The 26,293-nt window shown below is 67.5% G+C and carries 18 protein-coding genes; 7 read left to right on the top strand and 11 right to left on the bottom strand.

From position 1 onward, the window contains the following. From DUGA2_RS14260 to DUGA2_RS14245, 4 genes are all read right to left on the bottom strand, one after another. A partial coding sequence (locus DUGA2_RS14260; protein WP_070269843.1) for a TonB-dependent siderophore receptor occupies positions 1-1,387 on the bottom strand: 1,387 nt, incomplete at its 3' end. Positions 1,388-1,449: 62 nt separating this feature from the next. Further along, complete coding sequence (locus DUGA2_RS14255; protein ID WP_070269828.1) at positions 1,450-5,598, bottom strand: EAL domain-containing protein; 4,149 nt, start codon at positions 5,596-5,598, stop codon at positions 1,450-1,452. Further along, positions 5,598-6,767: an ABC transporter substrate-binding protein gene (locus DUGA2_RS14250; protein ID WP_070269827.1), complete on the bottom strand. Its 1,170-nt coding sequence runs from the start codon at positions 6,765-6,767 to the stop codon at positions 5,598-5,600. Before DUGA2_RS14250 ends, DUGA2_RS14255 begins: the two co-directional genes overlap by 1 nt. Before the next feature lie 119 nt (positions 6,768-6,886). Continuing rightward, positions 6,887-7,813: an ABC transporter substrate-binding protein gene (locus DUGA2_RS14245; RefSeq protein WP_070267055.1), complete on the bottom strand. Its 927-nt coding sequence runs from the start codon at positions 7,811-7,813 to the stop codon at positions 6,887-6,889. Between the two features lie 181 nt (positions 7,814-7,994). On the opposite strand from DUGA2_RS14245, the gene DUGA2_RS14240 reads away from it, so the two are divergent. Continuing rightward, positions 7,995-9,341 carry an MATE family efflux transporter gene (locus DUGA2_RS14240; protein ID WP_070267054.1) on the top strand — a complete coding sequence of 449 codons (1,347 nt, stop codon included), beginning with the start codon at positions 7,995-7,997 and terminating at the stop codon, positions 9,339-9,341. Here DUGA2_RS14240 and DUGA2_RS14235 read toward each other — a convergent pair. Further along, on the bottom strand, positions 9,338-10,237 hold the full coding sequence (locus tag DUGA2_RS14235) for a LysR family transcriptional regulator (protein WP_070267053.1): 900 nt from the start codon (positions 10,235-10,237) through the stop codon (positions 9,338-9,340). The two genes, DUGA2_RS14240 and DUGA2_RS14235, sit on opposite strands and share 4 nt — an antisense overlap. 117 nt (positions 10,238-10,354) lie before the next feature. Between DUGA2_RS14235 and DUGA2_RS14230 the strand changes: the two genes are divergently transcribed. Next, positions 10,355-11,098, top strand: a complete 744-nt coding sequence (locus DUGA2_RS14230; RefSeq protein WP_070267108.1) for an SDR family oxidoreductase — start codon at positions 10,355-10,357, stop codon at positions 11,096-11,098. Between the two features lie 51 nt (positions 11,099-11,149). On the opposite strand, the gene DUGA2_RS14225 is transcribed toward DUGA2_RS14230, so the two are convergent. From DUGA2_RS14225 to DUGA2_RS14210, 4 genes are all read right to left on the bottom strand, one after another. After that, on the bottom strand, positions 11,150-11,560 hold the full coding sequence (locus tag DUGA2_RS14225) for a hypothetical protein (protein ID WP_070267052.1): 411 nt from the start codon (positions 11,558-11,560) through the stop codon (positions 11,150-11,152). Between the two features lie 11 nt (positions 11,561-11,571). Continuing rightward, a complete protein-coding gene (locus DUGA2_RS14220) occupies positions 11,572-12,777 on the bottom strand; it encodes a hypothetical protein (protein ID WP_070267051.1) in 1,206 nt (401 codons plus the stop codon). Between the two features lie 275 nt (positions 12,778-13,052). Then, positions 13,053-13,493: a carboxymuconolactone decarboxylase family protein gene (locus tag DUGA2_RS14215; RefSeq protein ID WP_008448900.1), complete on the bottom strand. Its 441-nt coding sequence runs from the start codon at positions 13,491-13,493 to the stop codon at positions 13,053-13,055. Positions 13,494-13,604: 111 nt separating this feature from the next. Further along, complete coding sequence (locus tag DUGA2_RS14210; protein WP_070269826.1) at positions 13,605-17,213, bottom strand: CHASE domain-containing protein; 3,609 nt, start codon at positions 17,211-17,213, stop codon at positions 13,605-13,607. Between the two features lie 148 nt (positions 17,214-17,361). Here DUGA2_RS14210 and DUGA2_RS14205 point away from each other — a divergent pair, with 148 nt between their 5' ends. From DUGA2_RS14205 to DUGA2_RS14185, 5 genes are all read left to right on the top strand, one after another. Continuing rightward, complete coding sequence (locus DUGA2_RS14205) at positions 17,362-20,016, top strand: ATP-binding protein (RefSeq protein ID WP_070267049.1); 2,655 nt, start codon at positions 17,362-17,364, stop codon at positions 20,014-20,016. A 122-nt stretch (positions 20,017-20,138) separates the two neighbouring features. Beyond that, positions 20,139-20,564 (top strand): DUF2141 domain-containing protein, encoded by a 426-nt coding sequence (locus tag DUGA2_RS14200; protein ID WP_070267048.1) that lies wholly within the window; start codon positions 20,139-20,141, stop codon positions 20,562-20,564. A 13-nt stretch (positions 20,565-20,577) separates the two neighbouring features. Then, complete coding sequence (locus DUGA2_RS14195; RefSeq protein ID WP_070267047.1) at positions 20,578-22,065, top strand: carotenoid oxygenase family protein; 1,488 nt, start codon at positions 20,578-20,580, stop codon at positions 22,063-22,065. A 17-nt stretch (positions 22,066-22,082) separates the two neighbouring features. Then, a complete protein-coding gene (locus DUGA2_RS14190) occupies positions 22,083-23,303 on the top strand; it encodes a sensor histidine kinase (protein ID WP_070267046.1) in 1,221 nt (406 codons plus the stop codon). A gap of 20 nt (positions 23,304-23,323) precedes the next feature. Continuing rightward, positions 23,324-24,094: a LytTR family DNA-binding domain-containing protein gene (locus tag DUGA2_RS14185; protein ID WP_070267107.1), complete on the top strand. Its 771-nt coding sequence runs from the start codon at positions 23,324-23,326 to the stop codon at positions 24,092-24,094. A 34-nt stretch (positions 24,095-24,128) separates the two neighbouring features. Here DUGA2_RS14185 and DUGA2_RS14180 read toward each other — a convergent pair whose 3' ends face one another. After that, positions 24,129-24,911: an ABC transporter substrate-binding protein gene (locus DUGA2_RS14180; protein ID WP_070267045.1), complete on the bottom strand. Its 783-nt coding sequence runs from the start codon at positions 24,909-24,911 to the stop codon at positions 24,129-24,131. Positions 24,912-24,930: 19 nt separating this feature from the next. Beyond that, entirely contained in the window at positions 24,931-26,142 is a 1,212-nt protein-coding gene (gene purT / locus DUGA2_RS14175; protein WP_070267044.1) for a formate-dependent phosphoribosylglycinamide formyltransferase, read from the bottom strand. Between the last annotated feature and the right edge of the window lie 151 nt (positions 26,143-26,293).

Genomic DNA, 26,293 nt, shown 5'->3' with positions numbered 1-26,293 from the left:
GATTGGTGGTGCCGCCGAAGTCCGAGTAATGGTCGTGGCGCACGCCGGCCGTCAGGTTCCAGTCCTTGGCGAAGTTCCACTCGTCCTGCAGGTACAGGTAATCGACCTTGCGCCGCTGCGGCAGCATGAAGGGCGTGGTGCCTATCGTGTCGATCACCGCAGGCAGCGGGATCGGCGTGCCGTTGGGCGCATAGTTGAAGTTGCGGCGCTCGGTCGTGCGGTACAGCTCGATGTCGTCGTGGCCGGCGCCGATGCGCACGTGATGATTGTTGAAGCCGCTGTAGTCGGCAAAGCCGGACAGCCGGTAGGTCCGTTCGAAAGTCTCCGGCGCGCCCAGCATGCCGTTCGGGAAGGCGCCGGTCGGGAAGGTTAGGCCGGGCGGCAGCAGCTGGTAGATGGTGCTGACTTCCTGCGCATACTGCTGGCTGCTGAGCGTGGCGCCCAGGCCCCAGTCGCGCGTGAACTGCGGGTCGGCCCAGGCCAGGCTGCCGGTGATGCGTTCGCCGCGCTGGCGGCCCACCGGGTCCAGCGCCGAGGCGATGCCGGCGCCGGTGCCCATGTCATAGCGCTTCTTGTAGCCGAAGCGGCCGCGCCACTGGCCGTAGATCAGGTCGAGGTTGGCGTCGATCGCCTTGAGCTGGTTGTTGAGCGAGCCGGGCGCCAGGCTGGCGTGGGTCTTGAACAGCGTGTCGTTGCGGGTCTGGGCGTCGGCGTCGATGATGGCGTCGGTGCCGTCGGTCTTGCCGAGGCGGACATAGGCCGCCACCTCGACCGGGCCGATCTTGCCGCCGTGCTGCACCCAGCCGTCGTAGCTGCCGAAGGAGCCGGCGCGGGCGCCGAACTCGCTGCCCTGGGCTTCGCCCGGGCCCTTGGTGATGATGTTGATGACGCCGGAGAAGGCGTCGGAACCGTACAGCGCCGAGCCGGGGCCGCGGATGATCTCGATGCGGGCGATGTGTTCGACCGGATAGCCGCCCCAGATATTGCCCTTGTTGCCGACGTAGGCGGTGGTGATCGGCACGCCGTTTTGCAGCATCAGGATTTGCGGCGTGTAGGCGCTGACGATGCCGCGCACCACGTACAGCGGCGAGTTGCTGTTCGGCGTGCGGTTGACGTGCACGCCGGGGACGGTCTCCAGCACTTGATCGAGGTCGGTGGCGCCCATGGCGGCGATGTCGGCCGCGGTGATGACGGAGGCCACGGCCGGGGCGCGGCGCAGCGCTTGCAGATTGCCGGTGGCGATGCTGACGCTGTCGCTGGTGCCGTAGACCAGCGCCAGTTCGTCTTCCTCAGTCACGGGGTCGGCATGGGCCATGCCGTGGACTGCGACCAGCGGTAGGGTGAGTGCCGCGGTCAGGTACAGCCGGTGGGCGCTCAACGCTTTCAAAATGCTATCTCCTGTTACGTTTTTTTGATTCTAGCCTGCCGGTTGTTGCTTATGTGTAAAAATCAACAAATTCGCGCGGCGACTGTTGTAGGCGTGTCGATATGGCGACGCACCAGTTCGGCGAATTGGTCCGCCGGCACGGCCGGACTCAGGTAGAAGCCCTGCAGCAGGTCGCACTCGCGGCCCTTGAGGAACTGCAGCTGGGCCTCGGTCTCCACGCCCTCGGCCACCACCTCCAGGCGCAGGCTGTGGGCCAGCGCGATGATGGCGCTGACGATGGCGGCATCGTCGGCGTCCTGCGGCACGTCGCGCACGAAGGAGCGGTCGATCTTGATGATGTCGACCGGGAAGCGCTTCAGGTAGGACAGCGAGGAGTAGCCGGTGCCGAAGTCGTCGATGGACAGGCGCACGCCCAGCGAGTGCAGGCGGTGCAGCGCGGCCAGCGTGTCCTGGGCGTTTTCCATCAGCGTGCTCTCGGTGATCTCCAGCTCCAGCAGGTCGGGCGGCAGGCCGGTGTCGGCCAGCACGGCTTCGACCGAGGCGGTGAAATCCTTTTGCAGCAACTGGCGCACCGACAGGTTGACCGCCACCCGCATCGGCGGCAGGCCGGCGCAGATGAACTGCTGCAGCTGGGCGCAGGCGGTGCGCAGCACCCAGTCGCCGAGCGGGTTGATCAGGCCGGTTTCCTCGGCCAGCGGGATGAAGTCGACCGGCGCGATCATGCCGCGGGTCGGATGGCGCCAGCGCACCAGCGCCTCCATGCCGATGATCTTGCCGCTGGCCAGGCAGGCTTGCGGCTGGTAGTACACTTCCAGCTGGTGCTGCTGCTCCATGGCGCGGCGCAGGTCGCTCTCCAGCCGCACGTGCTCGGAGATCGAATGCTCCATCGATGCTTCGTAGAACTGGAAGCCGGAGTTGGTGCGCTTGGCGCGGTACATGGCGCTGTCGGCGTGCTTGACCAGCGTGGCGACGTCGGCGCCGTCGTGCGGATACATGGCGATGCCGACGCTGGCGGTGACGAAGATGTCGTGGCCGTCGATGGGGAAGGGCGCCGACAGCACGCGCACGATGTTGTGGGCGGCGGTGGCGGCCGCGGCCGGGCTGTCGAGCTCGTTGAGGACGACGGTGAATTCGTCGCCGCCGAGGCGGGCCACGGCGTCGTCGGCGCGCACGGTGTGGCGCACGCGCTGGGCCACGGCCTGCAGCAGGCGGTCGCCGACGTCGTGGCCGAGGTTGTCGTTGACATACTTGAAGCGGTCCAGGTCCATGAACAGCACGGCCACCTGCTGGCCGTTGCCGGCGTGGCGGGCCTGCTCGATGCTGGCGGCCAGCAGCTCGAAGAACAGCGTGCGGTTGGGCAGGTTGGTCAGCACGTCGTTGTAGGCCAGGTGGCGGATGCGCTTCTCGGCGCGGTTGGCCTCGATGATGCGGCGCACCCGCTGCGACAGCACGGCGTAGTGGATCGGTTTCGGGATGTAGTCGCTGGCGCCGGCGGCGAACGCGCGCTCGACCGAGGAATTATCCTGCAGCGCGGTGATCATCAGCACCGGCACGGCGCCGGCGTTGGGCAGTTCCTGCATGCGGGCGCAGGCGGTGAAGCCGTCCATCACCGGCATCATCGCATCCATCAGGATCACGTCGGGCTGGAAGCGGGCCAGCATGGCCAGCGCTTGCGCGCCGTCGGCCGCTTCCTCGACGCGGAAGCCGTCGCGCTGCAGGGTGTGGCGCAGCGTGCTGCGGGTGCTGCGGTCGTCGTCGACCACCAGCACCTGCGGGCGCTCGTCGCCGGTCTGCGGCGCGGCCGGGGCGGTGTCGCTGATCTCGGCTTGCAGGAAGGCGGCCAGCGCCTCGTAGTGGGCGCGCAGCGGCGCCAGCAGCGGTTCGATCTGCCCGGGCTGCTGTTCGGCGGCGAAGTGTTCGGCCTGCTGCGCCAGCTGGGCCAGCGTTTCGGCGCCGAAGTTGCCGGAGGAGCCCTTGAGCGCGTGGGCGCGGGCGCGGGCGGTATGCATGTCGCCCGCTTGCACGGCTTGTTCCAGTTCGTCCAGGCAGGCCGGGGTGTCTTCCAGGTAGGGCGTGACGGCGTGCGGCAGCGTGTCGCCCAGCACTTCGCGCAGCTTGTCGAACACGGCCGGGTCGACCGGGCAGGGGATGCCGGCGCCGCGCGGCGCCGCGGCATAGGCCTGGGCCGCCGTGGCCTGCGGGGTGGGCGTGCTGAGCGGGCCGCCGTGCGGCAGCCCTTTTTCCAGCTTGTGGCGCAGCTCGACCAGCGTGATCGGCTTGGCCAGGTAATCGTCCATGCCGGCGGCCAGGCATTTTTCGGCGTCGCCGACCTGGGTGTTGGCGGTCATCGCCACCAGCGGCGTGCGCCGGCCCATGGCCAGCTCGGCCAGGCGGATGTGGGCGGTGGCTTCGTAGCCGTCCATCTCCGGCATGCTGCAATCCATCAGGATCAGGTCGAAGCGCTCGCGCTGGGCGGCGCGCACGGCTTCGACGCCGTCGGCCGCGAATTCGCAGACGCAGCCGTTCATCGCCAGCATGCCGGCGGCCACCATCTGGTTGGTGCGGTTGTCCTCGGCCACCAGCACGCGGAACTGGCGCTCGGGCTCGGCGGCGGCCGGGCTCAAGGTCGGCGTCAGCGACGGCACCGGCAGCGGCGCGGCCGATGGCGCGGCGGTTGGCGGACGCATCGGCAACGGCGGGCCGGCCACTTGCTGCAGCGCCGGGCGGCACAGGATGGAGAAGGTGAAGGTGGTGCCACGGCCGGCCTCGCTGTCGACGCCGATGCGGCCGCCCAGCAGCTCGACCAGCTGCTTGCAGATGGCCAGGCCGAGGCCGGTGCCGCCGTAGCGGCGCGTGGTGCTCGGGTCCGGCTGCACATAGGCTTCGAACAGGTGGCGGCGCACTTCTTCGCTCATGCCGATGCCGGTGTCGCGCACTTCGAAGCTCAGGCCGAAGGCGGCGCCCGGCAGCAGCGCGACGGCGATCGCCACTTCGCCGCGGTCGGTGAACTTGATGGCGTTGCCGATCAGGTTGATGAGGATCTGGCGCAGGCGCAGCGAATCGCCGGCGATGCGGGCCGGCACGTCGGGCGCGATGGTCCAGTTCAGGGACACGCCTTTCTGCTGCGCCGGGCGGGCCACCAGCTCGGTCACTTCGGACAGCAGGGTGCCGAGGCAGAATTCGGTTTCCTCCAGCTTGAGCTTGCCCGCTTCCATCTTGGAGAAGTCGAGGATGTTGTTGATCAGCGCGATCAGCGTGCGCGAGGAATTCCAGGCGACGTCGACGAACTCCTGCTGGCGCTGGGTGAGGCGGGTTTCCTTCAGCATGTCGAGCATGCCGACCACGCCGTTGAGCGGCGTGCGCACCTCGTGGCTGACGGTGGCGGCGAACTGCGCCTTCATCTGCGCCATGTTGACGGCGGCGTCGCGCGAGTCCTTCAGTTCGGCCTCGCGCTGCTCCAGCACGTTCATCATCTGGTTGAAGGCGTGGGCCATCTCGATCAGGTCGCGCGGGCCGGCCGGCGCCGCGCGCATGCCCGATTCGCCGGACTCGGCGCGGCGCATCAGCGTCGACAGCGCGTTGAGCGGGTTGATCATGTGGCGCGTCAGCAGGCGGCCCAGCACCAGCAGCACCACGGCGAAGGACAGGGTCAGCGCCAGGTTGCCCAGCAATAGCGACCAGGTCAGCTGCTTGAGCGTGCTCTTGGCGATCTGCACGTGGACGTAACCGAGCAGCTGCTGCTGGTGTTCCTGCAATTCGAACGGCGAAGCCTCGCTCTGGCCGCCGTAGACCGGCGCGGCGAACAGCCAGCCGTCGGCGGTTTCGCCGACCAGGCCGGCGTGGGCTGGCACCGGCTTCGACAGGTTGGCTTGGTCCAGCCTGGCGCCGTCGACCACCTTGGACAGCAGCACCTTGCGCTTGGTATCCATGATCTGCAGCGCCGCCACGTCCGGGAAGGACAGCGTGGAGTTGACCACTTCGCGGGCGTTCTCGGACGAGTGGAACAGCAGCGCCAGCGTGCTCTGGCGGGCCAGGTTGTCGGCGATGCGCTGGCCCTGTTCGATGAAATAGTCGCGCATGCGGGCATTGGCTTCCCACGAGTTCATCAGCGCGGAGAACACGGCCAGCCCGAGAATCGCGCCGGAGACGATGACGGTGAGCTGGCGCTGGAAACCGGTACGGCGCAGGAAATTACGGACTATGTTAATCATCAGGGCTGCGGATAGACGAAATCGAAACTGCGCTGTTGCAATGCGCCCAGGTTGAGACCGATGTGGCTGGCCGTGCGGAGATTGATGGCGGTCTGCAGCTCGCGCAGCGGCACCAGCGCGCGGCGGCGGACGTCGCCGGCGATCACGCCCAGCGCCGAGGCGGCCAGCGTGCGGCCCAGCTCGACGTTGTCCGGCACCATGGCGAACAGCGCGCCTTTCTTCACGTGCAGCACGTTGCTGGAGAACAGCGGCACGCCGCTGTTCCACGATTCGCGCAGCACCAGCGGCAGGATGGTGCTTTCCTCGACGGTGGTGCTGTCGTGCGGCAGCCAGACGGCGTCGTGGCGGTTGTCGGCGGCGGCGATCAGCTGCGGATACAGCTGGGCGGCGCTGGCCAGGTCGCCGGCCACGTGGGCTTGCAGCTCCAGCCCCTGGGCCTTGGCGGCCTCGCGCGCCAGCTTGACCAGCCATTCGGATTTCTGCGGGTTGTAGACCACGATCACGCGCTTGAGTTCCGGCAGCAGCGCGCGCAGGCGCGAGAACAGCATGGCCGGATCGGGCGTCATGCTGATGCCCATCACGTTCTCGGCGTCGGACAGCAGCAGCACGCCGCCGGCCAGCACGGCGATCTCGCGGTCCAGCCCGGCGGTGGCGTTCAAGCCCTGGCGGCCCAGCGCGATCACCACCTTGGTGCCGTTGCGCTTGAGCGTGGCGTTCAGCTCGGCGGTATCGACCCTGGGATCGACCGGGTAGCTGCGGACCTTGAGCTTGGTCCGCTCCTCGATGCCCTGGATCATGGCGATGAAGGCGGAGCGGAACGGTTCCTCGACGTTGGGGTAGACCACGGCGATGGTGCCCTTGCCGATGGAAGCCTGCAATTCGGGGCGGCGCAACTGGTCTTCCAGCTGGGCCAGGGTGACGGGGCGCACGTCGGCGCGCAGCGGCGCCGGCATGGGCATGGGCGGGGAAGACTGGAGCGGCGACTGCGGCGGCGAGACGAGCGGCGCGGCCGGCTCGATCAGCATGCCGCCATGGGCGGCGCCGGCGCTGACCAGCGCTATGCTGGACGGAATCACGCCGCCCCCGGCCTGCGCGGCGCCGGCGACGCTCGCCAGCAGCAGGGCGGCGGCGCGTCTCCAGCGCCGTGGATTGAATATTGTGTTTTTCATCAGACGATCTTTACTGCACTTCTACTGCGGCGCCAGGAATGACGTTATTAAGATGCTTTCATAGTATAAGCTGAGAATTTGCAATTCGGAAATAATATCGGCCTATGGCGGGCTCGTCCCTAGGGTTCGGGGAAGACGGCGTCGAAGCTCCGTTGTTGGCTGGAGACAAGATTGAGGCCGATGTGGCTGGCGGTGCGGGAATTGAGCGCGCTGCGCACCGCGCGCAGCGGCGTGACGCCGCGCCTGGGCTGCTCGCCGTTTTGCATGGACAGCGCCAGCGCGGCGAGGTCGCGGCCCAGCTGCACATTGTTGGGATACATGCCGAACAGTACACCTTTCTTGACGTGCAAGACGCTGCTGGAAAACACCGGCACGTTGCGGCTCCACGACTCCTTCAGCACCAGCGGCAGGATGGTGGTTTCCTCGACGGTGGTGCTGTCCTGCGGCAGCCACAGCGCGTCGCGGTGGCCGTCGGCGGCGGCCAGCTGGGTTTCGTAGGCGCGCGCCGCGCCGGCCAGGTCGGACGCCTCCAGCGCGGCCAGCTCCAGCCCCAGGCTTCGGGCGGCCTCGCGGGCCAGGCGGATCTGCGTCTCGTTGACGGCCGGGTTGTAGACCACGATCACGCGGCGTATGCCGGGCAGCAGGTTTTTCAGCATGGAGAACAGCAGGGCGGGGTCGGGCGTGAGGCTGATGCCGTTGAGGCGGTCGGCGTCCGGCGACGGGCCGACGCCGCCGACCACGACGGCCTGCGCCGGGTCCAGCGTGCCGGCCGCCTTCAAGCCCTGGCGGCCGAGGGCGATCACCACCTTGCCGTTTTTGAGCAGGTTGCGCAGTTCGCCCAGGTCGGTGGCGGCCGTCAGCGCGATGGCGCGCGGCCTGGCCTTCGATTGTTCCTCGATGCCCTGGAGGATTTCGGCAAACACCGTGCGATAGGGATCGCCGATGTCGGGATACAACACCGTCAGCGTCTGGGCGTTGGCCTGCCCGCCGAGTAAGCTCAGCAACAGGACCAGCAAATGGGCAACGACGTAAATGGTGAATCGCACAATGATAGTCGCGGCTGGGTAAGAACAGCGGAAGTGTATCCTTTGCTAACGATTCTACCTTCATAGATAATTTCAATGTAGAGGATGAAAGCGCTTCCAGTTGATATAAACTAAGATTCTGGCAACACTTATTTAACATTGCTCCATGCCTGCCTCCAAAACCCCGGTCCGCACACCACCCATGTTCAACCTCGCCTGGCCCCTGCTCGTGGAGCTGGGACTGGCGATAGCCTCCAGCGTGATCGGCACGGCGCTGGCCTCGCGCATCTCCGACGCCGCCGGCGGCGCCTTCGCCATCGCCAGCCAGGTGTCGGCCACCTTGTTCATCCTGTTCCGCATCATCGGCGCCGGCGTCAGCGTGGTGGTGACGCAAAACCTGGGCGGCGGCCAGCGCGCGGCGGCCGACCGCGTGGCCTGCGCGGTGGTGGGCGCCAGCACCTGGCTGGGCGTCGTCACCGGCCTGATGGCGCTGCTGGGCGCGCACGGCGTGCTGCACCTGCTGAACGCGCCGGCCGAAGTGCTGCCGCTGGCGGCGCCGTTCCTGCAGGCGCTGGCGCCGGCCATGCTGCTCGACGCCTGGAACGCCTCGATGGCCAGCGTGATGCGCGCCCACCTGCGCACGCGCGACACGCTGGTGGTGCTGGCGATCATGCACCTCAGCCACCTGGCGCTGGCGATACCGCTGATGCACGGCTGGGGGCCGATACCGGCGCTGGGCCTGCCCGGCTACGCGGTGGCGCTGGCGGTCAGCCGCGCCATCGGCCTGGCGCTGCACCTGCTGATGTGGCGCGTGCACCTGCACATCCGCGTGGCGCGCGACGACTGGTGGCGCCTGCCGCGCCGCGAACTGGGCGCGGTGCTGCACATCGGCCTGCCCGGTGCGGCCGAGAACATCGCCTGGCGCCTGGCCTTCATGGTCAGCGTGGCGACGGCGGCGGAGCTGGGCGCGAGGTCGCTGGCGACGCAGGCCTATGTGCTGCAGCTGATGGGCGGCGTGATGATGTTCAGCATCGCCACCGGACTGGCGGTGGAAATCGTGGTCGGCTATCTGATCGGCGCCGGGCGGCTGCGCGAGGCGCATGGCGTGGTGCGGCGTTCGCTGGCGCGCGGACTGGTGGTCTGCGTGCTGATCGCCGCCTGCGCCGCGCTGCTGGGGCGATGGCTGCTGGGCTGGTTCACGCAGGACCAGGAGATCATCGCGGCCGGGGCCACGCTGTTGTGGATCACCGTGCTGCTGGAGCCGGGCCGCACCTTCAACCTGGTGGTGATCAACGCGCTGCGCGCCGCCGGCGACGCGCGCTTTCCCGTGATGGCGGGCGCCCTGTCGATGCTGCTGGTGCTGGCCGGCGGCAGCTGGCTGCTGGGCGTGGTGCTGGGCTGGGGCTTGCCCGGCGTGTGGATCGCCTACGCCGCCGACGAATGGATACGCGGCCTGGTCATGTGGCGCCGCTGGCAGACCCACGCCTGGGTGCCGCACGCGCGCGCCTCGCGCAAGCGGCTGCGGCCTGTCATCGTGGTCGAAGGCTAGGCCAGTTCCGCGAAGCGCCCGGTGATCCAGTCGATGAACACGCGTACGCGGTTGCTCAGGTGCCGGTTGGGCGGATAGACCACGTGGAACGCGTAGGGCGCCGGCTGCCAGCTTTTCAGGATGGGCACCAGCGCGCCGCTGGCGATGTGGTCGCGGGCGATGTAGTCGAAGGTCTGGATCACGCCCAAGCCGGCCAGCGCCGCCGCGAAGTGGGCATTGCTCTCGTTGATGCCGATGGCGTGGCGCGGCCGTATCTCCAGCTTCTGGCCGGCGCGCGCGAAACTGGCCGGCACCGGCCGCCCGCTGCGGGCGGACAGATAATTGATGAAGCGGTGTTCGCCTTCCAGCTCGGACGGATGGCGCGGCGTGCCGTGCGCCGCCAGGTAGTCCGGCGTGGCGCAGGTGATCCAGGCCGCCTTGCCGATCGGCCGCGCCACCAGCGACAGGTCGGTGATGACGCCGCCCCGTATCACGCAATCGACGTTGTCGCTGATGAGGTCCACGTGGCGGTCGCTGACGCCCAGGTCGAGCTGGATGCCGGGATAGCGTTCCAGGAATTCCGGCAGCGCCGGCACGATGATGCGGCTGGCCACCGAGGAACCGGTGTCCACGCGCAGGTGGCCGCGCGGTGTGCCGTGGGCGGCGCCGAAGCTGTTGTCGATGTCCCCGAGATCCTTGATGAACCGCGTCGCCCTCTCGTAGTACAGGGCGCCGTCTTCCGTGACGGCGACATGGCGCGTGGTCCGCTGCAGCAGGCGCACGCCCAGGTGCGCCTCCAGCGACTGCACCAGCTTCGTCACCGTGGCCTTGGGCATTTGCAGCGAATCGGCCGCCTTGGTAAAGGTTCCCGCCTCCACCACGCGGGCGAAGGTGCGCATTGCCAGTAGCTGATCCATGATTCCTCCTGCTTCGATTATACATACAGGGGAATAAAGCATTCATTTATAGCTACTTTATCGAATAATGCGATGGCCTTAAAGTGGCTGCACTCAACTCACTTTATGGAGCAGATCATGAAACTTCAAGGCAAAGTAGCACTCATCACCGGCGGCACCTCGGGCATCGGCCTGGCGACGGCGCAGGAGTTCGCGCGGCAGGGCGCCACCGTCTACGTTACCGGCCGCCGCCAGCCGGAGCTCGACGCCGCGGTCGACGCCATCGGCCACGGTGCCGTCGGCGTGCGCGCGGACAGCGCCAATCTGGCGGACCTGGACCGCGTGTGTGCGGAAATCGGCCGCCGCTCCGGCCAGCTGGACATCCTGTTCGCCAACGCCGGCGGCGGCGACATGCAGCCGCTGGGGGCGATCACCGAGGAGCATTTCGACCGCATCTTCGGCGCCAATGTGCGCGGCACCGTGTTCACCGTGCAGAAGGCGCTGCCGCTGCTGAAGGATGGCGCCTCGGTGATACTGTCCGGTTCGACGACGACGGTGCAGGGCACGGAGAACTTCAGCGTCTACAGCGCCAGCAAGGCGGCGGTGCGCAACTTCGCCCGCTCCTGGCTGCTGGACCTGAAACCGCGCGGCATCCGCGTCAACGTCATCAGCCCTGGCCCGGTGGCCACGCCGGGTTTGGCCGGGCTGGTGCCGGCCGAGCATGTGGACGGTTTGTATGGCCACCTGGCCAGCCTGGTGCCGATGGGCCGCCTGGGCGATGCGGCGGAAATCGCCAAGGGCGTGCTGTTCCTGGCCTCCGCCGACAGCAGCTTCGTGAACGGCATCGAGCTGTTCGTCGACGGCGGCGTCGCGCAGATCTGAGGATAAAAAAAGCGCCGGAAATTCCGGCGCTGTTGCTGGCAGCGGTGCGGCTTACTGCACCGTGAGGATCACCTTGACGGTGTCGTCGACCTGCGATTTCTCGATGTAGCCGATGGCCTGCGGATCGGCCGCCACGGCTTTCTTCACCTCGGCGCTGGAGCCCAGCTCCTTCGGTGCGCTGGCCTTGCCGGTAAATACCAGCTTGGACCAGATGGCCTTGACCTGCGTGGAATCCTTGTCCAGCACTTTTTTATAGAACTCGTTGCGCAGCGGGCCGTCGGTGTGCTCGATAGGCGTGAACAGCGTCGATTTACCAAGGAAGAACTGGGCCGCCTGTTCGCTGAACATGCGCGTGGCCGGATTCTTCGGGCTGACGATGACGACGATTTCCGCCGCGAATACAGGGGCTGCGGCCAGCCATACGCCTGCCGCCAGCAGCAATTTTCCGATAGTCGTTTTCATATGGGTTCTCCTTAGAAGACGAAATCGATGGCGGCGGCGTACACGTTGACGGTGCTGCCCGCAAAGCCCGGTTTGGGATTGAGGAAGTAGCCCGCGCCGTCGCGCGTTTTGATGCGATCCATCTGCACCTTGAACGCGGCCGATTTGTAGAAGTCCCAGCGCACGCCGATGCCGGTGGTCGATTGCAGGCCGGATTTGATGGCCGCGTTGGTGCCGGCGGTCAGCGCCGCCAATGGACCCGCGGTCGGCATCGACGCGAAGTCGCGGACGCTGTCCTGCTTGACGTCGCCGTGCACGATGAAGGGCACGAACTTGCCGTAGCGGTAGCCCATCATGATGTACCAGGAACTGGTGTCCGGCACCAGGCGCGATTCGGTCTTGCGCTTCGCGTATTCGGCCTGGCCGATGATATTGTTGTAGTCCATCGTGATGCCGGCCGACGTGAAGGTGCCCTTGATGTCGGTGAGCTTGACTTCATTCGCCACCGAGGTCAGGCCGACTTTGTTCAGCGTGCCCACCAGGCCGGTGAGGCTGGCGTTGTCGTAGATGCCGAAGCTGGCCTGCGAGCGGCCGATGCGGTAGGTGAACGGGCCGTTCTCCACCAGCAGCTGGGTCGAGACCACAGGCTTGAAGTCGACGTAGTAATTGCCCGGCGAGCGCACCTTGGCGCGGCCGACCGCCGCCTGCGCGGTCACGGTGGTGTCGCCGAAGCTGTGCTGGTAGACCACGTCGCCGCCGTCGGCGTTATCGACCGTGACCTGGCGATACACCTCGTTCGGCGGGCGCAGCATGGTGTTGGCGTAGCCGACGTTGCGCACGTCGGAAATCATGTACACCGGCAGGCCGATGCGGCCCACGCGCAGCGAGAAATCGTCATTGAGCTTGAACTTGGCGAAAGCCCATGCCAGTTCGGCGCCGAACTGGTCGTTGTTGCCATTCTTGCGGACCAGGCCTTGCGCGGTGAACGAGACGGTGTCGCTCCATTTGGCGGTGGCCTGGATGCCGAGATTCGAATCGACGCCGGGGCGTGCGTGCTTGGTGACGCCGGACGCCTGGTTGACGCGGTTGAATTCCGCCTGGTCGGAGTTGGACATCGTCAGGGCGCCGGTGCCGAAACCGCTGACGGTGATCGGCATGCCGTCCTGCGCACGGGCGGTGGTGGCGGCCAAGGCGCCGAGGACTGCTAAAGCTGTAATTGCAAGCTTGGGTTGTTTCATCGTGTACCCCTCCGTTGGTTGATGGCGCCGTTATAGGTTGTTGTGTGCGCCTTTTTTAGTGTGGCCCGGGGAGCAGGGCTTGTGGGCGATTTTGTGGAGAAATGTCACAATTGCGTTGTGCAGAGGCAACAAATTGCAAGATGGAAGCGGTGTCATATGATGCAAACGGCAAGCTTGTCTAAAGGATGTGCTTGATCTACAGAGGGTATTCGGCGGCGGCCGGCGCGCCTTGTCCAAGACAGCCATGACACAATTTGCGCCGGCGCGCGGGGTGTTTACAGGGCCGGCATTTTGCGGAAGCCGACGCCCAGGCGGTTCCAGGAATTGATGGTGTTGATGGCCAGCGTCAGGTCCACTTGTTCCTTGGGCGTGAACTGGGCTTGCAGCCGTTCGTAGTCGGCGTCCGGTGCGTGGGTGGTGGAGAGCTGGGTCAGCGCCTCGGTCCAGGCCAGCGCGGCCTGTTCGCGCTCGCTGAAGAACGGCGTTTCGCGCCATGCGGCCACGCCGTGCATGCGGCGGTCGCTCTCGCCGGCCTTGCGGGCGTCGGTGGTGTGCATGTCGATGCAGAAGGCGCAGCCGTTGATCTGCGAGGCGCGCAGCTTGACCAGCTCCAGCAGCGACGGCTCCAGTCCCAGTTTATTGACCGCGACTTCCAGCGCGATCATGGCTTTCATGGCGTCGGGGGAGGCGGTGTAGAAGTCGGTGCGTGCGTTCATGGTGGTCTTCCTTCAATGTGGTGGGTGAATGAAGCCATTGTAGGAGACCAATCGCGGGCCTGGAGAGGCCAATCCGGACTGAAAACACCAGTCCAATGCGCATTGCGCGGTCTAGCGGCCGGCAGCCGCGCGCTGGGCGGCGGGGAGGTTGCGGGCGATGGCGCGCAGCATCTGTTCGACGTCGATAGGCTTGGCGATGAAGTCGTTCATGCCGGAGGCGATGCACTGCTCGCGCTCGGACAGCATGACGCCGGCCGTCATCGCCAGCACCGGCAGCTCCAGTTTGAGTTCGCCGCGGATGCGGGCGGTGGCTTCGAAGCCGTCCATCTCCGGCATCTGCACGTCCATCAGCACCAGGTCGTAGCGGTGGGCGTCGGTGCGCAGCAGGTCGAGCGCGGCGCGGCCGTTGTCCACCGATTCGATGCTGGCGCCGGCGTGGGCCAGCATGCTTTGCGCCACCAGCTGGTTGATCGGATTGTCCTCCACCAGCAGGATGCGCACACCGTCGATGCGCACGCCCGGGGCGCCGGCATCGGCGCCCGGCGCGGCGCTGGCGACGACGGGCGCCTTGTTCAACGCCAGTTGCAGGGTTTCGTTCAGGCGGGCCATGGTGACGGGCTTGAGCAGCACCGCGTTGGCCGCCTCCGCGCCCTCGGTGTGCAGCAGCTTGCCCTGGCCGAAGGCGCTGACCATCAGGATCACGGCGGGGCAGTGGTCCGGCATGGCGGCGCGGATCGCCTGCATGGTATCGAGGCCGTTCATGCCGGGCATGTCCCAGTCGACCAGCACCGCGTCGTAGCGGGTGGCGGCGGAGCGCAGCAGCGCCAGCGCCTGTTCGCCCGAGCCGGCCCGGTCGCTGCTCCAGCCGCGCGCGACGATGGTGCGGCACAGATAATCGGCGCCGAGCGGATCGTCGTCGACCACCAGCAGGTGCTGGGGCGGCAGCTGCGCGCCTTGCGGCGGCGGCTCGTCGGCGCGCAGCAGCGGCACGGTCAGCGTGAAGGCGCTGCCGGCGCCGGAGGTGCTCCGGACTTCGATGGCGCCGCCCATCAGCGCGGCGATGCGGCGCGAGATCACCAGTCCCAGGCCGGTGCCGCCGAAGCGCCGCGTCATCGAGGCGTCGGCCTGCGAGAACGGCGCGAACAACTGCGCCAGCTGGTCCGGCGGGATGCCGATGCCGCTGTCGCGCACCGTGAAGCGCAGCGTGGCCGTGCCGTCGGTGGCGGCGTCGCCGATGCGCTCGACCAGCACCGATACCGATCCCTTCTCGGTGAACTTGATGGCGTTGCCGACCAGGTTGATCAGGATCTGCTGCAAGCGGTGGCCGTCGCCGAGCAGCGACTGCGGCACGTCGGCTTCGACGCCGATGGCCAGCTCCAGGTCTTTCTCGCCGGAGTTGACGGTCATGATGGTGGCGATGGCCTCGAGCACGGCCTGCAGCTGGAACGGCGCCGGCGCCAGCTCCATGCGGCCGGCCTCGATCTTGGAGAAGTCCAGCACGTCGTTGAGGATGCTGAGCAGCGAATTGCCGGACGACCGTATCATCTTCAGATACTTTTGCTGGTCGGGCGAGAGCGAGGTGTTGTTCAACAAATGCGTCATGCCCAGCACGGCGTTGAGCGGGGTGCGGATTTCATGGCTCATGTTGGCGACGAATTCGGACTTGGCGCGGCTGGCCGCTTCGGCCAGGTCGCGGGCGACGATCAGCGAGCTTTCCGATTCGCGCAGCGCGGCGGTCTTTTCCTCGGCCAGCGCGGAGGCGTAGGCCTGGCGCGCGGTCAGCGCCCGCACCACGCCGAAGAACAGCAGGCTGATGATGGCGCCGGCCAGCAGCACGATGTGCGACTTCTGACGGTCGATGGAATTCTCGAACGCCGGCAGCGACGTGAAACGCAGCGTCCAGCGATGGTGCAGCAGCACCAGCGGCGCGGTGCGCAGATAGGGATTGGGATACTGCAGGCTGTCGTCTGCGCTGCGCTTGCTGCTGGCGTACAGGCGGGCTTCGGGCGTAGTGTCCTTGCCGTCGAAGATCTCCAGCTGGATCGCCTGGTCGGCGGGGCCGAGCAGGCCGGCCATCATGTCGTCGGCGCGGATCGGGCTATACGAATAACCCTGCAGCGCCGCCATGCGCTGCGCCGCCGTCAGCGCGGCGCCCGGCGTGGCGGGCTTGCGGTAGATCGGGAAGTACATCAGGAAGCCGGGCTGGCCCTCGTTGCCGGCGTTCTGCACCAGCACCACCTTGGCCGACAGCACCGGCTCGCCGGTGCGCGCGGCCTCCAGCAGCGCGGCGCGGCGGATCGGCTCGGACATCATGTCGTAGCCGAAGGCGCGCAGGTTCTGGCCCTGGAACGGTTCCAGGTACAGCACCACGGTCGACATCTCGCCCAGGCTCTCGCCCGGCCGCGACCAGATGCGGAAGTCGGGATGCCCCTGGCCGCGCACCTGCGCCGCCAGCCCGTCGCGGCCGGCGGCCGGCACCAGCGGCGCGTAGCCCAGCCCCAGCACGCCGGGGAAGCTGTGCGGCAGGTCCAGCGCGTCGGCGAAGTCGCGCCACTGCGCGCGGGTCGGCTCCGGTTCGGCATTGAACAGCGCCCGCGCCCCGCGCAAGCCCGATTCGTACAGGGCCATGCGGCTGGCGATGCGCTCGGCGATGTCGCCGCATTCGGTGTCGAACTGTTCGCGCGCGCGGCGCTCGGTGCTCAGCGCCACCAGGTGCCAGACCACCACCGTCAGGCCGACGCCGATCAGCAGCGTGGCCCATTGCGCGGCGCTGTGGCCGCGCACCGCGCCGCTCATGCGCCGGCGCTCGCTGGCGTCGGCGCACAGCACCATGCCGATCAGGCTGCACAGCACGACGAAGCTGTCGAGCGCGATCAGCGCGTCGTTCAGCGTGCCGACCGCGAACGGGCCCAGGCCGCGGATGGTGCACCACACCGCGCCGCCGGCCGTCGCCAGGCAGACCAGGCAGGCGCCGCGCAGGCCGTGGCGGTACGAGGCCCAGCCCACGCACAGCATGAAGATGTAGGGCAGCCAGCCCAGGCCATCGCCGCCGGCGTAGCGGCGGCCGAAGATCCAGGCGATCAGCGCCGCCAGCGCCGCCAGCGACAGCGCCGCCTCCAGCGCCACGGCCGGCCGCCAGCGCGGGTGGCGCCAGGCCAGGATCGCCGGCGCCACCGTCAGCACGCCGGCGATGTCGCCGACCCACCAGGTCAGCGCCACGGTGCCGTAGGCGGCGGCAGGCACCACGCCGCCGGCCACCAGCGTGCTGCTGCCGATGCCGGCGCTGAGCACGCACACGACCAGGGCGATCATCGCGAATTTGTAGACATCCTGCAGTTGGCTGAGCGGCCGCGCGCTGTCGGTGTAGCGCCGCATCAGCCAGGCGCCGGCCAGCGCTTCGAGGGTGTTGCCGAAGGCGATCAGCAGCGAGGCCGTCACCAGGCCTGTGCTCAGCGGCAGGCCGTTGGCGGTGAAGGTGGCCAGGTTGGCGGCCAGTGCGCCCAACAGGATCGCCGGCCAGGCCCGGTAGCCCATCAGCAGGACGGCGGCGAAGGCGATGCCCGACGGCGGCCAGACCGGCGTGGCGTTGGTGTGGGCGAAGGCCAGCATCAGGCTGGCGTTGGCGACCAGGTAGTAGCACACGGTCAGCAGCACCAGCGCGAGCGGCGCGGGGCCTGAGTGGGGGGCTGGCGGATTGTCCGGTTTGGGGCCTGCGCGCATGGCAGATAGCTAGGTTGTCTGGGTGGCAATCACTATACCCCGAAATGCGGCGGAGCGACATTTGTTGGGTTTATGGCAGGAGGACGTAGCCAACCGGCTTGCGGCATGTAATACTTAAATTTCATCATTCTAGTGACGTGCGCAGCCCATGGCGTTGAAACAGTATCTGCCGACCACCCTTAGATTCCGCCTCAGCGGCCTGGTCATGCTGCTGGTGCTGGGCGCGACCGTCACCGTGACGGTCGTCGCGCTGATGCTGGCCGAGCGCGATATGAAAGAGGTCATCGGCAGCCAGCAGTATGCCCTGCTGTCCGGCGCCGCCGCCCACATCGATGAACACCTGGCCGGCAAGAAGGCCATGCTGGCGGCGCTGGCCGAGTCGCTGCCGGCGGCCACGCTGCGCGACCCCGCCGCGCTGCGCGCCTACCTGAAGGCGCGGCCGACGGCGCGCGGCCAATTCTCCTTCCTTGAAATCTACGATGCCCAAGGCCTGCTGACCGGCGCGCTGGAGGAAGCCTTGCCGGACCAGCCCTATCACGCCGCCGGCCAGGAATGGTTCGACCTGACGCTGTCGCGGCGGCGCGGCGTGGTGTCGGCGCCGTTTGCCAGCAAGCTGGCCGGGGCGCCGACGGTGCTGATCACGGCGCCGGTGCTGGACGGCGAAGGCCGCGTGGCGCTGGTGCTGGCGGGCGGCATCAACCTGCTGCACTACGCGCCGTTCGAGTCGCTCAGCGCGCTCAAGCCGGGCAGCACCGGCTTCACCTTCATCATGACGGCCGAAGGCATCCTGCTCAGCCATCCGAACAAGGCGCGCCTGCTGCACAGTATTAATGAACGCCCCGGCAAGAACCGGGCGACGGAAATGGCGCTGGCCGGCTTCCAGGGCTGGACCGAGGCCGAGAACAAGGACGGCGTCAAGGGCATCTACTCCTATCGCCGCCTGCAGCATGCGCGCTGGATCGTGGCGGCGCGCTTCCCCAGCGACGAGGCGCTGGCGCCGCTGCGCGAGATGCGCTACGAGGCCGCCGCCGCGGCGACCGTGTTCGCCTGCCTGGCCGGCGTGCTGGCCTGGCTGGGCATCGCGCGGCTGCTGCGGCCCTTGCAGCGGCTGCGCCGCAACATCGCCGAGGTCAAGGACAGCCGCGCCGGCATCCAGGTGCTGCAGCTGGACCGCAAGGATGAAATCGGCGAATTGAGCGGCGCCTTCTACCGCCTGATGGCCGAGCGCGAGGCGGCCCAGCTGCGCACCTATGAAAGCGAGAAGCGGGCGCGCATCCTGGCCGACAACCTGCCGCTGCTGATCGCCTACCTGGACCGCGACAAGCGCTACCTGTTCACCAACGAGCACTATCGCACGCTGTGGGGCATCGATCCGCAGGGCATGCTGGGCAAGAGCGTGGCCGAGATCTTCGGCCAGGCCGCCGATTCGTGGCAGGGAGACCTGGATCATGCGCTGGACGGCGGCCGCCTGCACTACGAGCGCGAGTTCGAGAGCGGTGGCCAGATCCAGCACTTCATGGTGGACCTGGTGCCGGACATCGATGCCGACGGCGAGGTGCAGGGCACGTATCTGATGGCGATGGATATCACCGACCGCAAGAACGCGGAGCTGATCCAGGCCGCCGGCGAGCAGCGCGCCGCCGCCGCCAGCCGCGCCAAGAGCGAGTTCGTGGCCAATATGAGCCACGAGATCCGCACGCCGATGAACGCGGTGCTGGGCGTGGCCTACCTGCTGGGGAACACGGAGCTGAGCGCGCAGCAGCAGGAGTATGTGGACATGATACGGTCCTCAGGCAATGTGCTGCTGGGGATCCTGAACGATGTGCTGGACTTCTCCAAGATCGAGGCGGGGCGCATGGAGCTGGCGCCGTCGGCCTTCAAGCTGGACGAGGTGCTGGAGGCGGTGAGCACGGTGATGACGCCGAATGCGGCCGCGCGCGGCATCCAGCTGACGGTGGCGGCCGACGCCGCGGTGCCGCAGACGGTGGTGGGCGACGCCATGCGCCTGCAGCAGATCCTGATCAATTTGCTGGGCAACGCGATCAAGTTCACCGAGCATGGCCAGGTGGCGCTGCGGGTCGAGCGTTCGGCCAACGGCATGGCCGGATACGCCGGCGACGCCGTCGGCCTGCGCTTCGTGGTGCGCGACACCGGCATCGGCATGGACCTGGAGCAGCAGAGCCGCCTGTTCGAAGCCTTCAACCAGGCCGACGCCTCGACCACGCGCCGCTTCGGCGGCACCGGCCTGGGGCTGGCAATCTGCCGCCGCCTGGCGGAGCTGATGGGCGGCGGCATCGCCGTCAGCAGCATGCCGGGCAAGGGCAGCGAGTTTGTCGTCACGCTGCCTTTCCTGCTGCCGCAGGCCGAAGCGATCGCGCCGCCGGCGCCCGCCGACGACGACGCGGCGGAGCAGTGCCTCAAGGGCCTGCGCCTGCTGCTGGTGGAGGACCATCCGCTCAACCAGGTGGTGGCGCGCGGCATGCTGGAATACGCCGGCGCCAGCGTGGACGTGGCGGAAAACGGCCAGCTGGCGGTGGACCGGCTGCGCGCGCATCCGGCCGACTACGACATCGTGCTGATGGACGTGCAGATGCCAGTGATGGACGGCTTCGCGGCCACCGGCGCGATACGCCAGGAGCTGAAGCTGGACCTGCCCATCCTGGCGATGACGGCGGGCGTAATGCAGTCGGAGCAGGAGCGCTGCATCGCCGCCGGCATGAACGACTTCATCGCCAAGCCTATCGATGTCGAGCAGATGCTGGACATCATATCGCGCCACATACCGGCCGGCCGGCGGCCCTGATCCCCAGCATTTGGCGACGGCGGCGTGCATTTCGCGCCGGCCGGCCGCATTTCGTCGCATCGTCCCCGCCGCCGGTGGAGCGCTGGCTAGAGTGGAGTCTCATACACTCACCGGAGTTCATCATGCGCTACACCAGTCTCGTTGCCGCCGTCCTGTCCACCCTGACCCTGCTGGCCGCCACGCCGTCGCAAGCCGCCGACCTGAAGATCACCGTCACCGGCGTCGCCAGCGCCGACGGCCAGGTGCTGGTTGCGCTGTACAACTCGGCCGAGACCTACCAGAAGAAGGCCTTCCGCGTGGCGGGCGCACCGGCGGTGGCCGGCGCCATCGCGATCGAGATCAAGGACCTGCCGCCCGGCGACTACGCCTATTCGCTGTTCCACGACGCTAACGGCAACGGCAAGATGGACAGCAACGTGATCGGCATTCCGACCGAGGACTACGCCTTCAGCAACAACGCCATGGGCAAATTCGGTCCGCCGAACTACGAGGCGGCGCGCTTCACGCTGCCGGCCGCCGGCGCCACCACCAGCGTCAACCTGCACTAAGCGGAGGCCTGCCATGAGCGACCGCCGCCAATTCCTGTCCCGTAGCATCGGCCTGGCCGCCCTCGGCCTGAGTTCCGGCGCCGCGCTGGCCGACGCCGACACCTACCGCCGCTTCCACCAGGCGCTGGCCCGCGAGCCCAGGCTGGCGGCCTTCGCCGGCGCCACCGGTGAGCTCTCCGGCGACGCGGCGGTCCACGGCCGCATGCCGGCCGACCTGCAGGGCGTCTTCTACCGCAATGGCCCCGGGCGATTCGAGTTGGGCGGCGAGCGCTATCACCACTGGTTCGACGGCGACGGCTTCGCGCAGCGCTGGCAGATCGGCGGCGGCAAGGTCAGTCATCGCGGCCGTTTCGTCGCCACGCAGAAGTTCGTCGAGGAGAGCGCTGCGGAACAGTTCCTGTACCCGGCCTTCGGCACCCACATCGGCCGCAAGCAGCCCAAGAACAACGACACGATGAACGCCGCCAATACCAACCTGCTGCCGCTCGGCGGGCGGGTGTACGCTTTGTGGGAGGGCGGTTCCGCCGTCGAAGTCGATCCGCAGACGCTGGAAACGCGCGGCATCAAGACCTGGAGCCCGGAGCTGAAGGCGATGCCGTTCTCCGCCCATCCCAAGGTCGATCCCGACGGCGGCGTATGGAACTTCGGCACCATGCCGGGTGCGAACCTGCTGGTGCTGTATCAACTGAGCGCCGCCGGAGAATTGAAACGCAGCGCCGTCGTCAAGGTGCCGCAGCTGAACATGGTGCACGATTTCGTCGTCAGCGGCCGCCACCTGATCTTCCTGGTCCCGCCGTACGACCTGGTGGGCGGGGTGGACACGAGCTTTCGCGAGAACCTGCAATGGGCGGGCGACAAGCGGCCCTTGCGCGCGGTGGTCATCGCCAAGGACACGCTGGAGCTGCGCCAGATATTCGAACTGCCGGCGCGCTCGGTCTTCCACTTCGGGAACGCCTTCGAAGACGGCGCCTGCACCCGGCTGGACGTGGTGATGCATGACGGCGACATCCTGCCGGAACTGGGCCTGGTCATGCGCGGCGAGCTGCGGCCCTTCCATGCGTCCGCCAGCACGGTGCAGGTGACGCTGGACTACGCCAGCGGCCAGGCGCGCGAGGCGCGTTTGTTCGGCGCCAGCGAGTTCCCACGGGTGGCGCCGCAGGTGGTGTCGGCGCGCCACCGCAAGCTGGCGGTGCTGGGCGTGGCGTCCGGCAGCAAGGACTACATCCTCAACACCGTCAACCTGATCGACATCGGCAGCGGCAAGGCGGACAGCTACAGCTTCGGCGCCGGCTGGCAGGTGGAGGAGCATGTGCTGGTGCCACGGCGCGGCGCCCGATCCGAGACCGACGGCTACCTGGTCGGCGTGGCCCAGGACTCGCGGCGCGCCCAGACCGTGCTGACGGTGTTTGATGCACACAACATCAAAGCCGGTCCAAGGGCGATGGCGAGGCTTTCTTATACTTCGCCGCTTTGCTTTCATGGTAACTTTCTGCCGGCATGACTAACTTGGGATACACGATGAATAACCGCAGCGAGGCAGGCATGGCCTCATTGGATGTCGCAGAGCCGTCGCTGGCGCATCCGATGGACCTGATCCCGTTCTTCCGCCGCTGGCCGGCGACGGCGCAGCGCAACCTGCTGTACACGCTGTTGTGGAACTGCGGCCTGGGCACGGTCCTGACGGTGCTGGAGATGCTGATGTCGGCCGACCGTCGGGCATTGCTGGGGGATTGGCAGTGGGCGCTGGTGCAGGCGCACTGGCTGCCGATGCTGTTCATTTCGAACCTGATCGGCTTCCTGGTCCATGGCGGCACCGCGGCGACCAACGCGCTGACCCAGGGCTGGCCGGGCCGCGCCAAGGGCATGCCCCGGCTGCTGTTCAACCTTGGGCTGGTGCTGGCCAGCGTGCTGATAGGCCTGAGCGTAGGCACGGCACTGCTGAACGGGCAGAATTTCTTCGACTTGCTGGGCAACCGCAGCGCCGTGCTGCAATCCGTGATCCTGGCGATGGTGATCGCGCTGCTGATGTACCTGGTGCGGCGCGGCGCCGAGCGCAGGCTGGCCGCAGCGCTGGAGAAGGCGCGGCAGCAGGAGCTGATCGCCTCCAGCGCGCGGCTGCTGGCGGAGGCGCGCTTGCGCGCCCTGCAGGCGCAGATCGAACCGCACTTCCTGTACAACACGCTGGCCAATGTGGTGAGCCTGATCGGCCCGCAGCCGGCCAAGGCCCAGCACATGCTGGAACGGTTCATCGACTACCTGCGCGCCAGCCTCGCGGCCAGCCGAGGCGAGGAGGCGACGCTGGGTTCCGAGGCCAAACTGATCGCCGCCTACCTGGACGTGCTGGCGGTGCGCATGGGCGAGCGGCTGCGCTATCGCATCGAGGTGCCGGACGAGCTGCGCCAGTTCGCGATCGCCCCGATGCTGCTGCAGCCGGTGGTAGAGAACGCGATATCGCACGGGCTGGAGCCGAAGGTGGAGGGCGGCGAGATCGTCGTCAGCGCCCAGCTGGACGGCGCGCACCTGCGCCTGCAGATCAGCGACACCGGCGCGGGCCTGGGCAGCACCATGTCTGCCAAGCCGGGCGGCGGGGTAGGGCTGAGCAATCTGCGCGAACGTTTGCGCAGTTTGTACGGCGCCGCCGCTCGGGTAGAATTACTGGAAAATCAACCTTGCGGCATGACGGTGCGCCTCATGCTGCCTTTGAATGCGAGCCTGACATCGAACCACTCCGCGCCCTGATCGCAGACGACGAAGAACATCTGCGCGACTATCTTGAAGGTCAACTGAAAACGGCGTGGCCGGAACTGAAGGTGGTGGCCAAGGCCGCCAACGGCATCGAGGCGCTGCGCCTGATCGGCGAGGAGGCGCCGGACGTGGTGTTCCTCGACATCCGCATGCCCGGCATGACGGGGATGGACGTGGCGGCCCGGCTGGTGGCGGACGCCAAACCGCCGCACATCGTGTTCGTGACGGCCTTCGACCAGTACGCGGTGGAGGCGTTCGAGCATTCCGCCGTCGACTATTTGCTGAAACCGGCGAGCCTGGAGCGGCTGGACAAGACCGTCGCCAAGCTGAAGGCCGCGCTGAGGGCCAAGGAGCCTGCGGCGGCCGGCATCACGGCGGCGACGCTGCATGCCTTGCTGGCGCAGCTGGGCGGGGCGGCGCAGGCGGTGGCGGCGCCTGCAACGGCCCCCGCGCCCGCACCCACGCTGCAATGGATACGCGCCTCGCAAGGCGACCAGACGCGCCTGATCTCCGTCGACGAGGTGATCTACTTCCAGAGCAACGACAAGTACACCAGCGTCTTCCTGGCCGACGGCGAGAGCCTGATACGCACGCCGATCAGCAAGCTGCGCGAGCAGCTGGACGAGCAGAAGTTCTGGCAGATCCACCGCAGCGTGATCGTCGCCGCGCACCACGTGGCCGGCACGCGCCAGGATTTCCGGGGCCGCCTGATGGTGCAGCTCAAGGGCCGCGAGGAGCAGCTGGTGGTCAGCCGTAACTACGTCGACCTGTTCCGCCAGATGTAGGCGCCAGCAGTGGAGGTGGCCGCCGCGCTTGCCGCTACCTGACCAGCATGCTGCCGGGGGCGATATGATAGGCGTCGTAGTAATAGCGCTTGTAGATCGCCGCGATGGCGCCGCTTTTCTGCATGTCGCGCATCGCCGATTCCAGCGCCGCCAGGCGCTCCGGCGACACCGCCTTGCGCGATACCGCGACCGCGCGCGGCGGGCCATCGTCGACCATGCGGTAGGCGGCTTTCTCCACCTGGTCTGCCATATGCAGCTCGGCGACCACGGCCTCGCCCTGGTCCTCGGGTATCAGCACCGCATCGATGCGCCCCAGCGCGAGCTTCTGGAAGTTGGCCTCCATGTCCTTGACGGCTTCCTTCCGCAAATTGCAATCGTGCTCGATACGGCGCACGTGCTCGGCGCCGAACTTGACGCCGATGCGCAGCGGCGCCAGGTCGGCATACTCGTTGATGACGATGTTCGCGCCTTTGCGCACATAGAACACGCGGTCGGCGCTGTGCTCGCGGTAGGGCGTCTGCAGGAATTGCAGGTAGGCGCTGCGGCGCGGCGTCTCGCGCACGCCGATCATGACGTCGGCGTCGCCCTGTTCGAGCATGAACAGGCAGCGCCTCAGCGGGCATGGCTTGATCTGCAGCGTCATGCCGCTGCGGCGGGCCAGCTCGCGCATGACTTCCGTGTAGGCGCCGCCGTAGACACCGTCGTTTTCGGTGGACCACGGCAGTATCCTGTTAAAGGCGAGCACCAGCGGGCGCTCCGCAGCCGTTTCGGCATGCGCAGGCGCCGCCAGCGACGCCGCCAACGCCGCTGCGATCATCAGGTGAGCGCGCAGAATCTTATTTGCCCAGCACAGGTTTGACCTTGGCCGCCGCTTCCTTGGCGCGGCTGCGCGCGGTCTCCACGTCGTCGGCGGTGGCCAGCGCCACGCCCATGCGGCGGCGCGCGAACGATTCCGGCTTGCCGAACAGGCGGATGTCGGTGCCCGGCACGCGCAGCGCTTCGGCTACGCCTTCAAAGGCGATGCCTGCCGCTTCGTGCTGGCCGTAGATGACGGCCGAAGCTCCCGGCGCCTTCAGCGCGACGTTGACCGGCAGGCCGAGGATGGCCTTGGCGTGCAGCTCGAATTCGCTCTGCACCTGGGTCGCCATCGTCACCATGCCGGTGTCGTGCGGGCGCGGGCTCACTTCCGAGAACCAGACCATGTCTTCCTTGACGAACAGCTCGACGCCGAACAGGCCCAGGCCACCCAGGTCGCCGGTGACTTTCCCGGCGATGTCGCGGGCGCGCGCCAGCGCCAGAGGGTTCATGCGGCAAGGCTGCCAGGATTCGACGTAGTCGCCCTGTATCTGCACGTGGCCGATAGGATCGCAGAACTGCGTCTCGACCTTGCCGTCGGCGCCGATGGAGCGCACCGTCAGCAGCGTGATTTCGTAGTCGAAGTCGATGAAGCCTTCAACGATGACGCGGCCCGAATCGACGCGGCTGCCGGCGGCGGCGTAGTCCCATGCGGCTTTGACTTCGGCGGCGCTGTCGATCTTGGACTGGCCTTTGCCGGACGAGGACATGACAGGCTTGATCACGCATGGGAAGCCGATGGCGGCGGTGGCTTGCTCCAGTTCCGCCAGGCTGCTGGCGAAGCGGTAGGGCGACGTCGCCAGGCCCAGGGTTTCGGCGGCCAGGCAGCGGATGCCTTCGCGGTTCATGGTCAGCTGGGCGGCGCGGGCGGTCGGGATGCAGGTGATCTTGCCGGCCTGTTCCAGCGCGGCCAGCGTGTCGGTGGCGATGGCTTCGATTTCCGGCACGATCAGGTCCGGCTTTTCCTGCTCGATCAGCGCGGCCAGCGCGGCGCCGTCGGCCATGTTGATGACGTGGGCGCGGTGCGCGACCTGGTGGCCCGGCGCGTTCGGATAGCGGTCCACGGCGATCACTTCCACGCCAAGGCGCTGCAGCGCGATGATAACTTCCTTGCCGAGTTCACCGGAGCCGAGCAGCATGACCTTGGTGGCGGTAGGAGATAGTGGGGTGCCGAAAATGCGTGGAGTGTTCATGTGGACGTCCGGGATATATAAGGGGAAAACGGTGGATGGTGTGCAGCCGCAGCGCTGCGCGGGCCGACTATAGCAAACTGCGGCTATTTTGGACAGCGGCCGGGAGCTTATAATAAGCTCAATCTTGGCATCGCATTAACCGGCGCTGCAT

It is taken from the genome of Duganella sp. HH101 (genome assembly GCF_001758795.1).
Classification (GTDB): domain Bacteria; phylum Pseudomonadota; class Gammaproteobacteria; order Burkholderiales; family Burkholderiaceae_D; genus Rugamonas; species Rugamonas rivuli.
The sequence above is the reverse complement of the archived record's forward strand: the minus strand, read 5'-3'. Positions and strand labels throughout refer to the sequence as shown.

Excerpts from the sequence above, each read along its gene's own strand:
- DUGA2_RS14255 (WP_070269828.1), bottom strand. The coding sequence starts at position 5,598 with ATGATTAACATAGTCCGTAATTTCCTGCGCCGTACCGGTTTCCAGCGC.
- DUGA2_RS14250 (WP_070269827.1), bottom strand. The coding sequence starts at position 6,767 with ATGAAAAACACAATATTCAATCCACGGCGCTGGAGACGCGCCGCCGCC.
- DUGA2_RS14240 (WP_070267054.1), top strand. The coding sequence starts at position 7,995 with ATGTTCAACCTCGCCTGGCCCCTGCTCGTGGAGCTGGGACTGGCGATA.
- DUGA2_RS14235 (WP_070267053.1), bottom strand. The coding sequence starts at position 10,237 with ATGGATCAGCTACTGGCAATGCGCACCTTCGCCCGCGTGGTGGAGGCG.
- DUGA2_RS14230 (WP_070267108.1), top strand. The coding sequence starts at position 10,355 with ATGAAACTTCAAGGCAAAGTAGCACTCATCACCGGCGGCACCTCGGGC.
- DUGA2_RS14225 (WP_070267052.1), bottom strand. The coding sequence starts at position 11,560 with ATGAAAACGACTATCGGAAAATTGCTGCTGGCGGCAGGCGTATGGCTG.
- DUGA2_RS14220 (WP_070267051.1), bottom strand. The coding sequence starts at position 12,777 with ATGAAACAACCCAAGCTTGCAATTACAGCTTTAGCAGTCCTCGGCGCC.
- DUGA2_RS14215 (WP_008448900.1), bottom strand. The coding sequence starts at position 13,493 with ATGAACGCACGCACCGACTTCTACACCGCCTCCCCCGACGCCATGAAA.
- DUGA2_RS14210 (WP_070269826.1), bottom strand. The coding sequence starts at position 17,213 with ATGCGCGCAGGCCCCAAACCGGACAATCCGCCAGCCCCCCACTCAGGC.
- DUGA2_RS14205 (WP_070267049.1), top strand. The coding sequence starts at position 17,362 with ATGGCGTTGAAACAGTATCTGCCGACCACCCTTAGATTCCGCCTCAGC.
- DUGA2_RS14200 (WP_070267048.1), top strand. The coding sequence starts at position 20,139 with ATGCGCTACACCAGTCTCGTTGCCGCCGTCCTGTCCACCCTGACCCTG.
- DUGA2_RS14195 (WP_070267047.1), top strand. The coding sequence starts at position 20,578 with ATGAGCGACCGCCGCCAATTCCTGTCCCGTAGCATCGGCCTGGCCGCC.
- DUGA2_RS14190 (WP_070267046.1), top strand. The coding sequence starts at position 22,083 with ATGAATAACCGCAGCGAGGCAGGCATGGCCTCATTGGATGTCGCAGAG.
- DUGA2_RS14180 (WP_070267045.1), bottom strand. The coding sequence starts at position 24,911 with ATGATCGCAGCGGCGTTGGCGGCGTCGCTGGCGGCGCCTGCGCATGCC.
- purT (WP_070267044.1), bottom strand. The coding sequence starts at position 26,142 with ATGAACACTCCACGCATTTTCGGCACCCCACTATCTCCTACCGCCACC.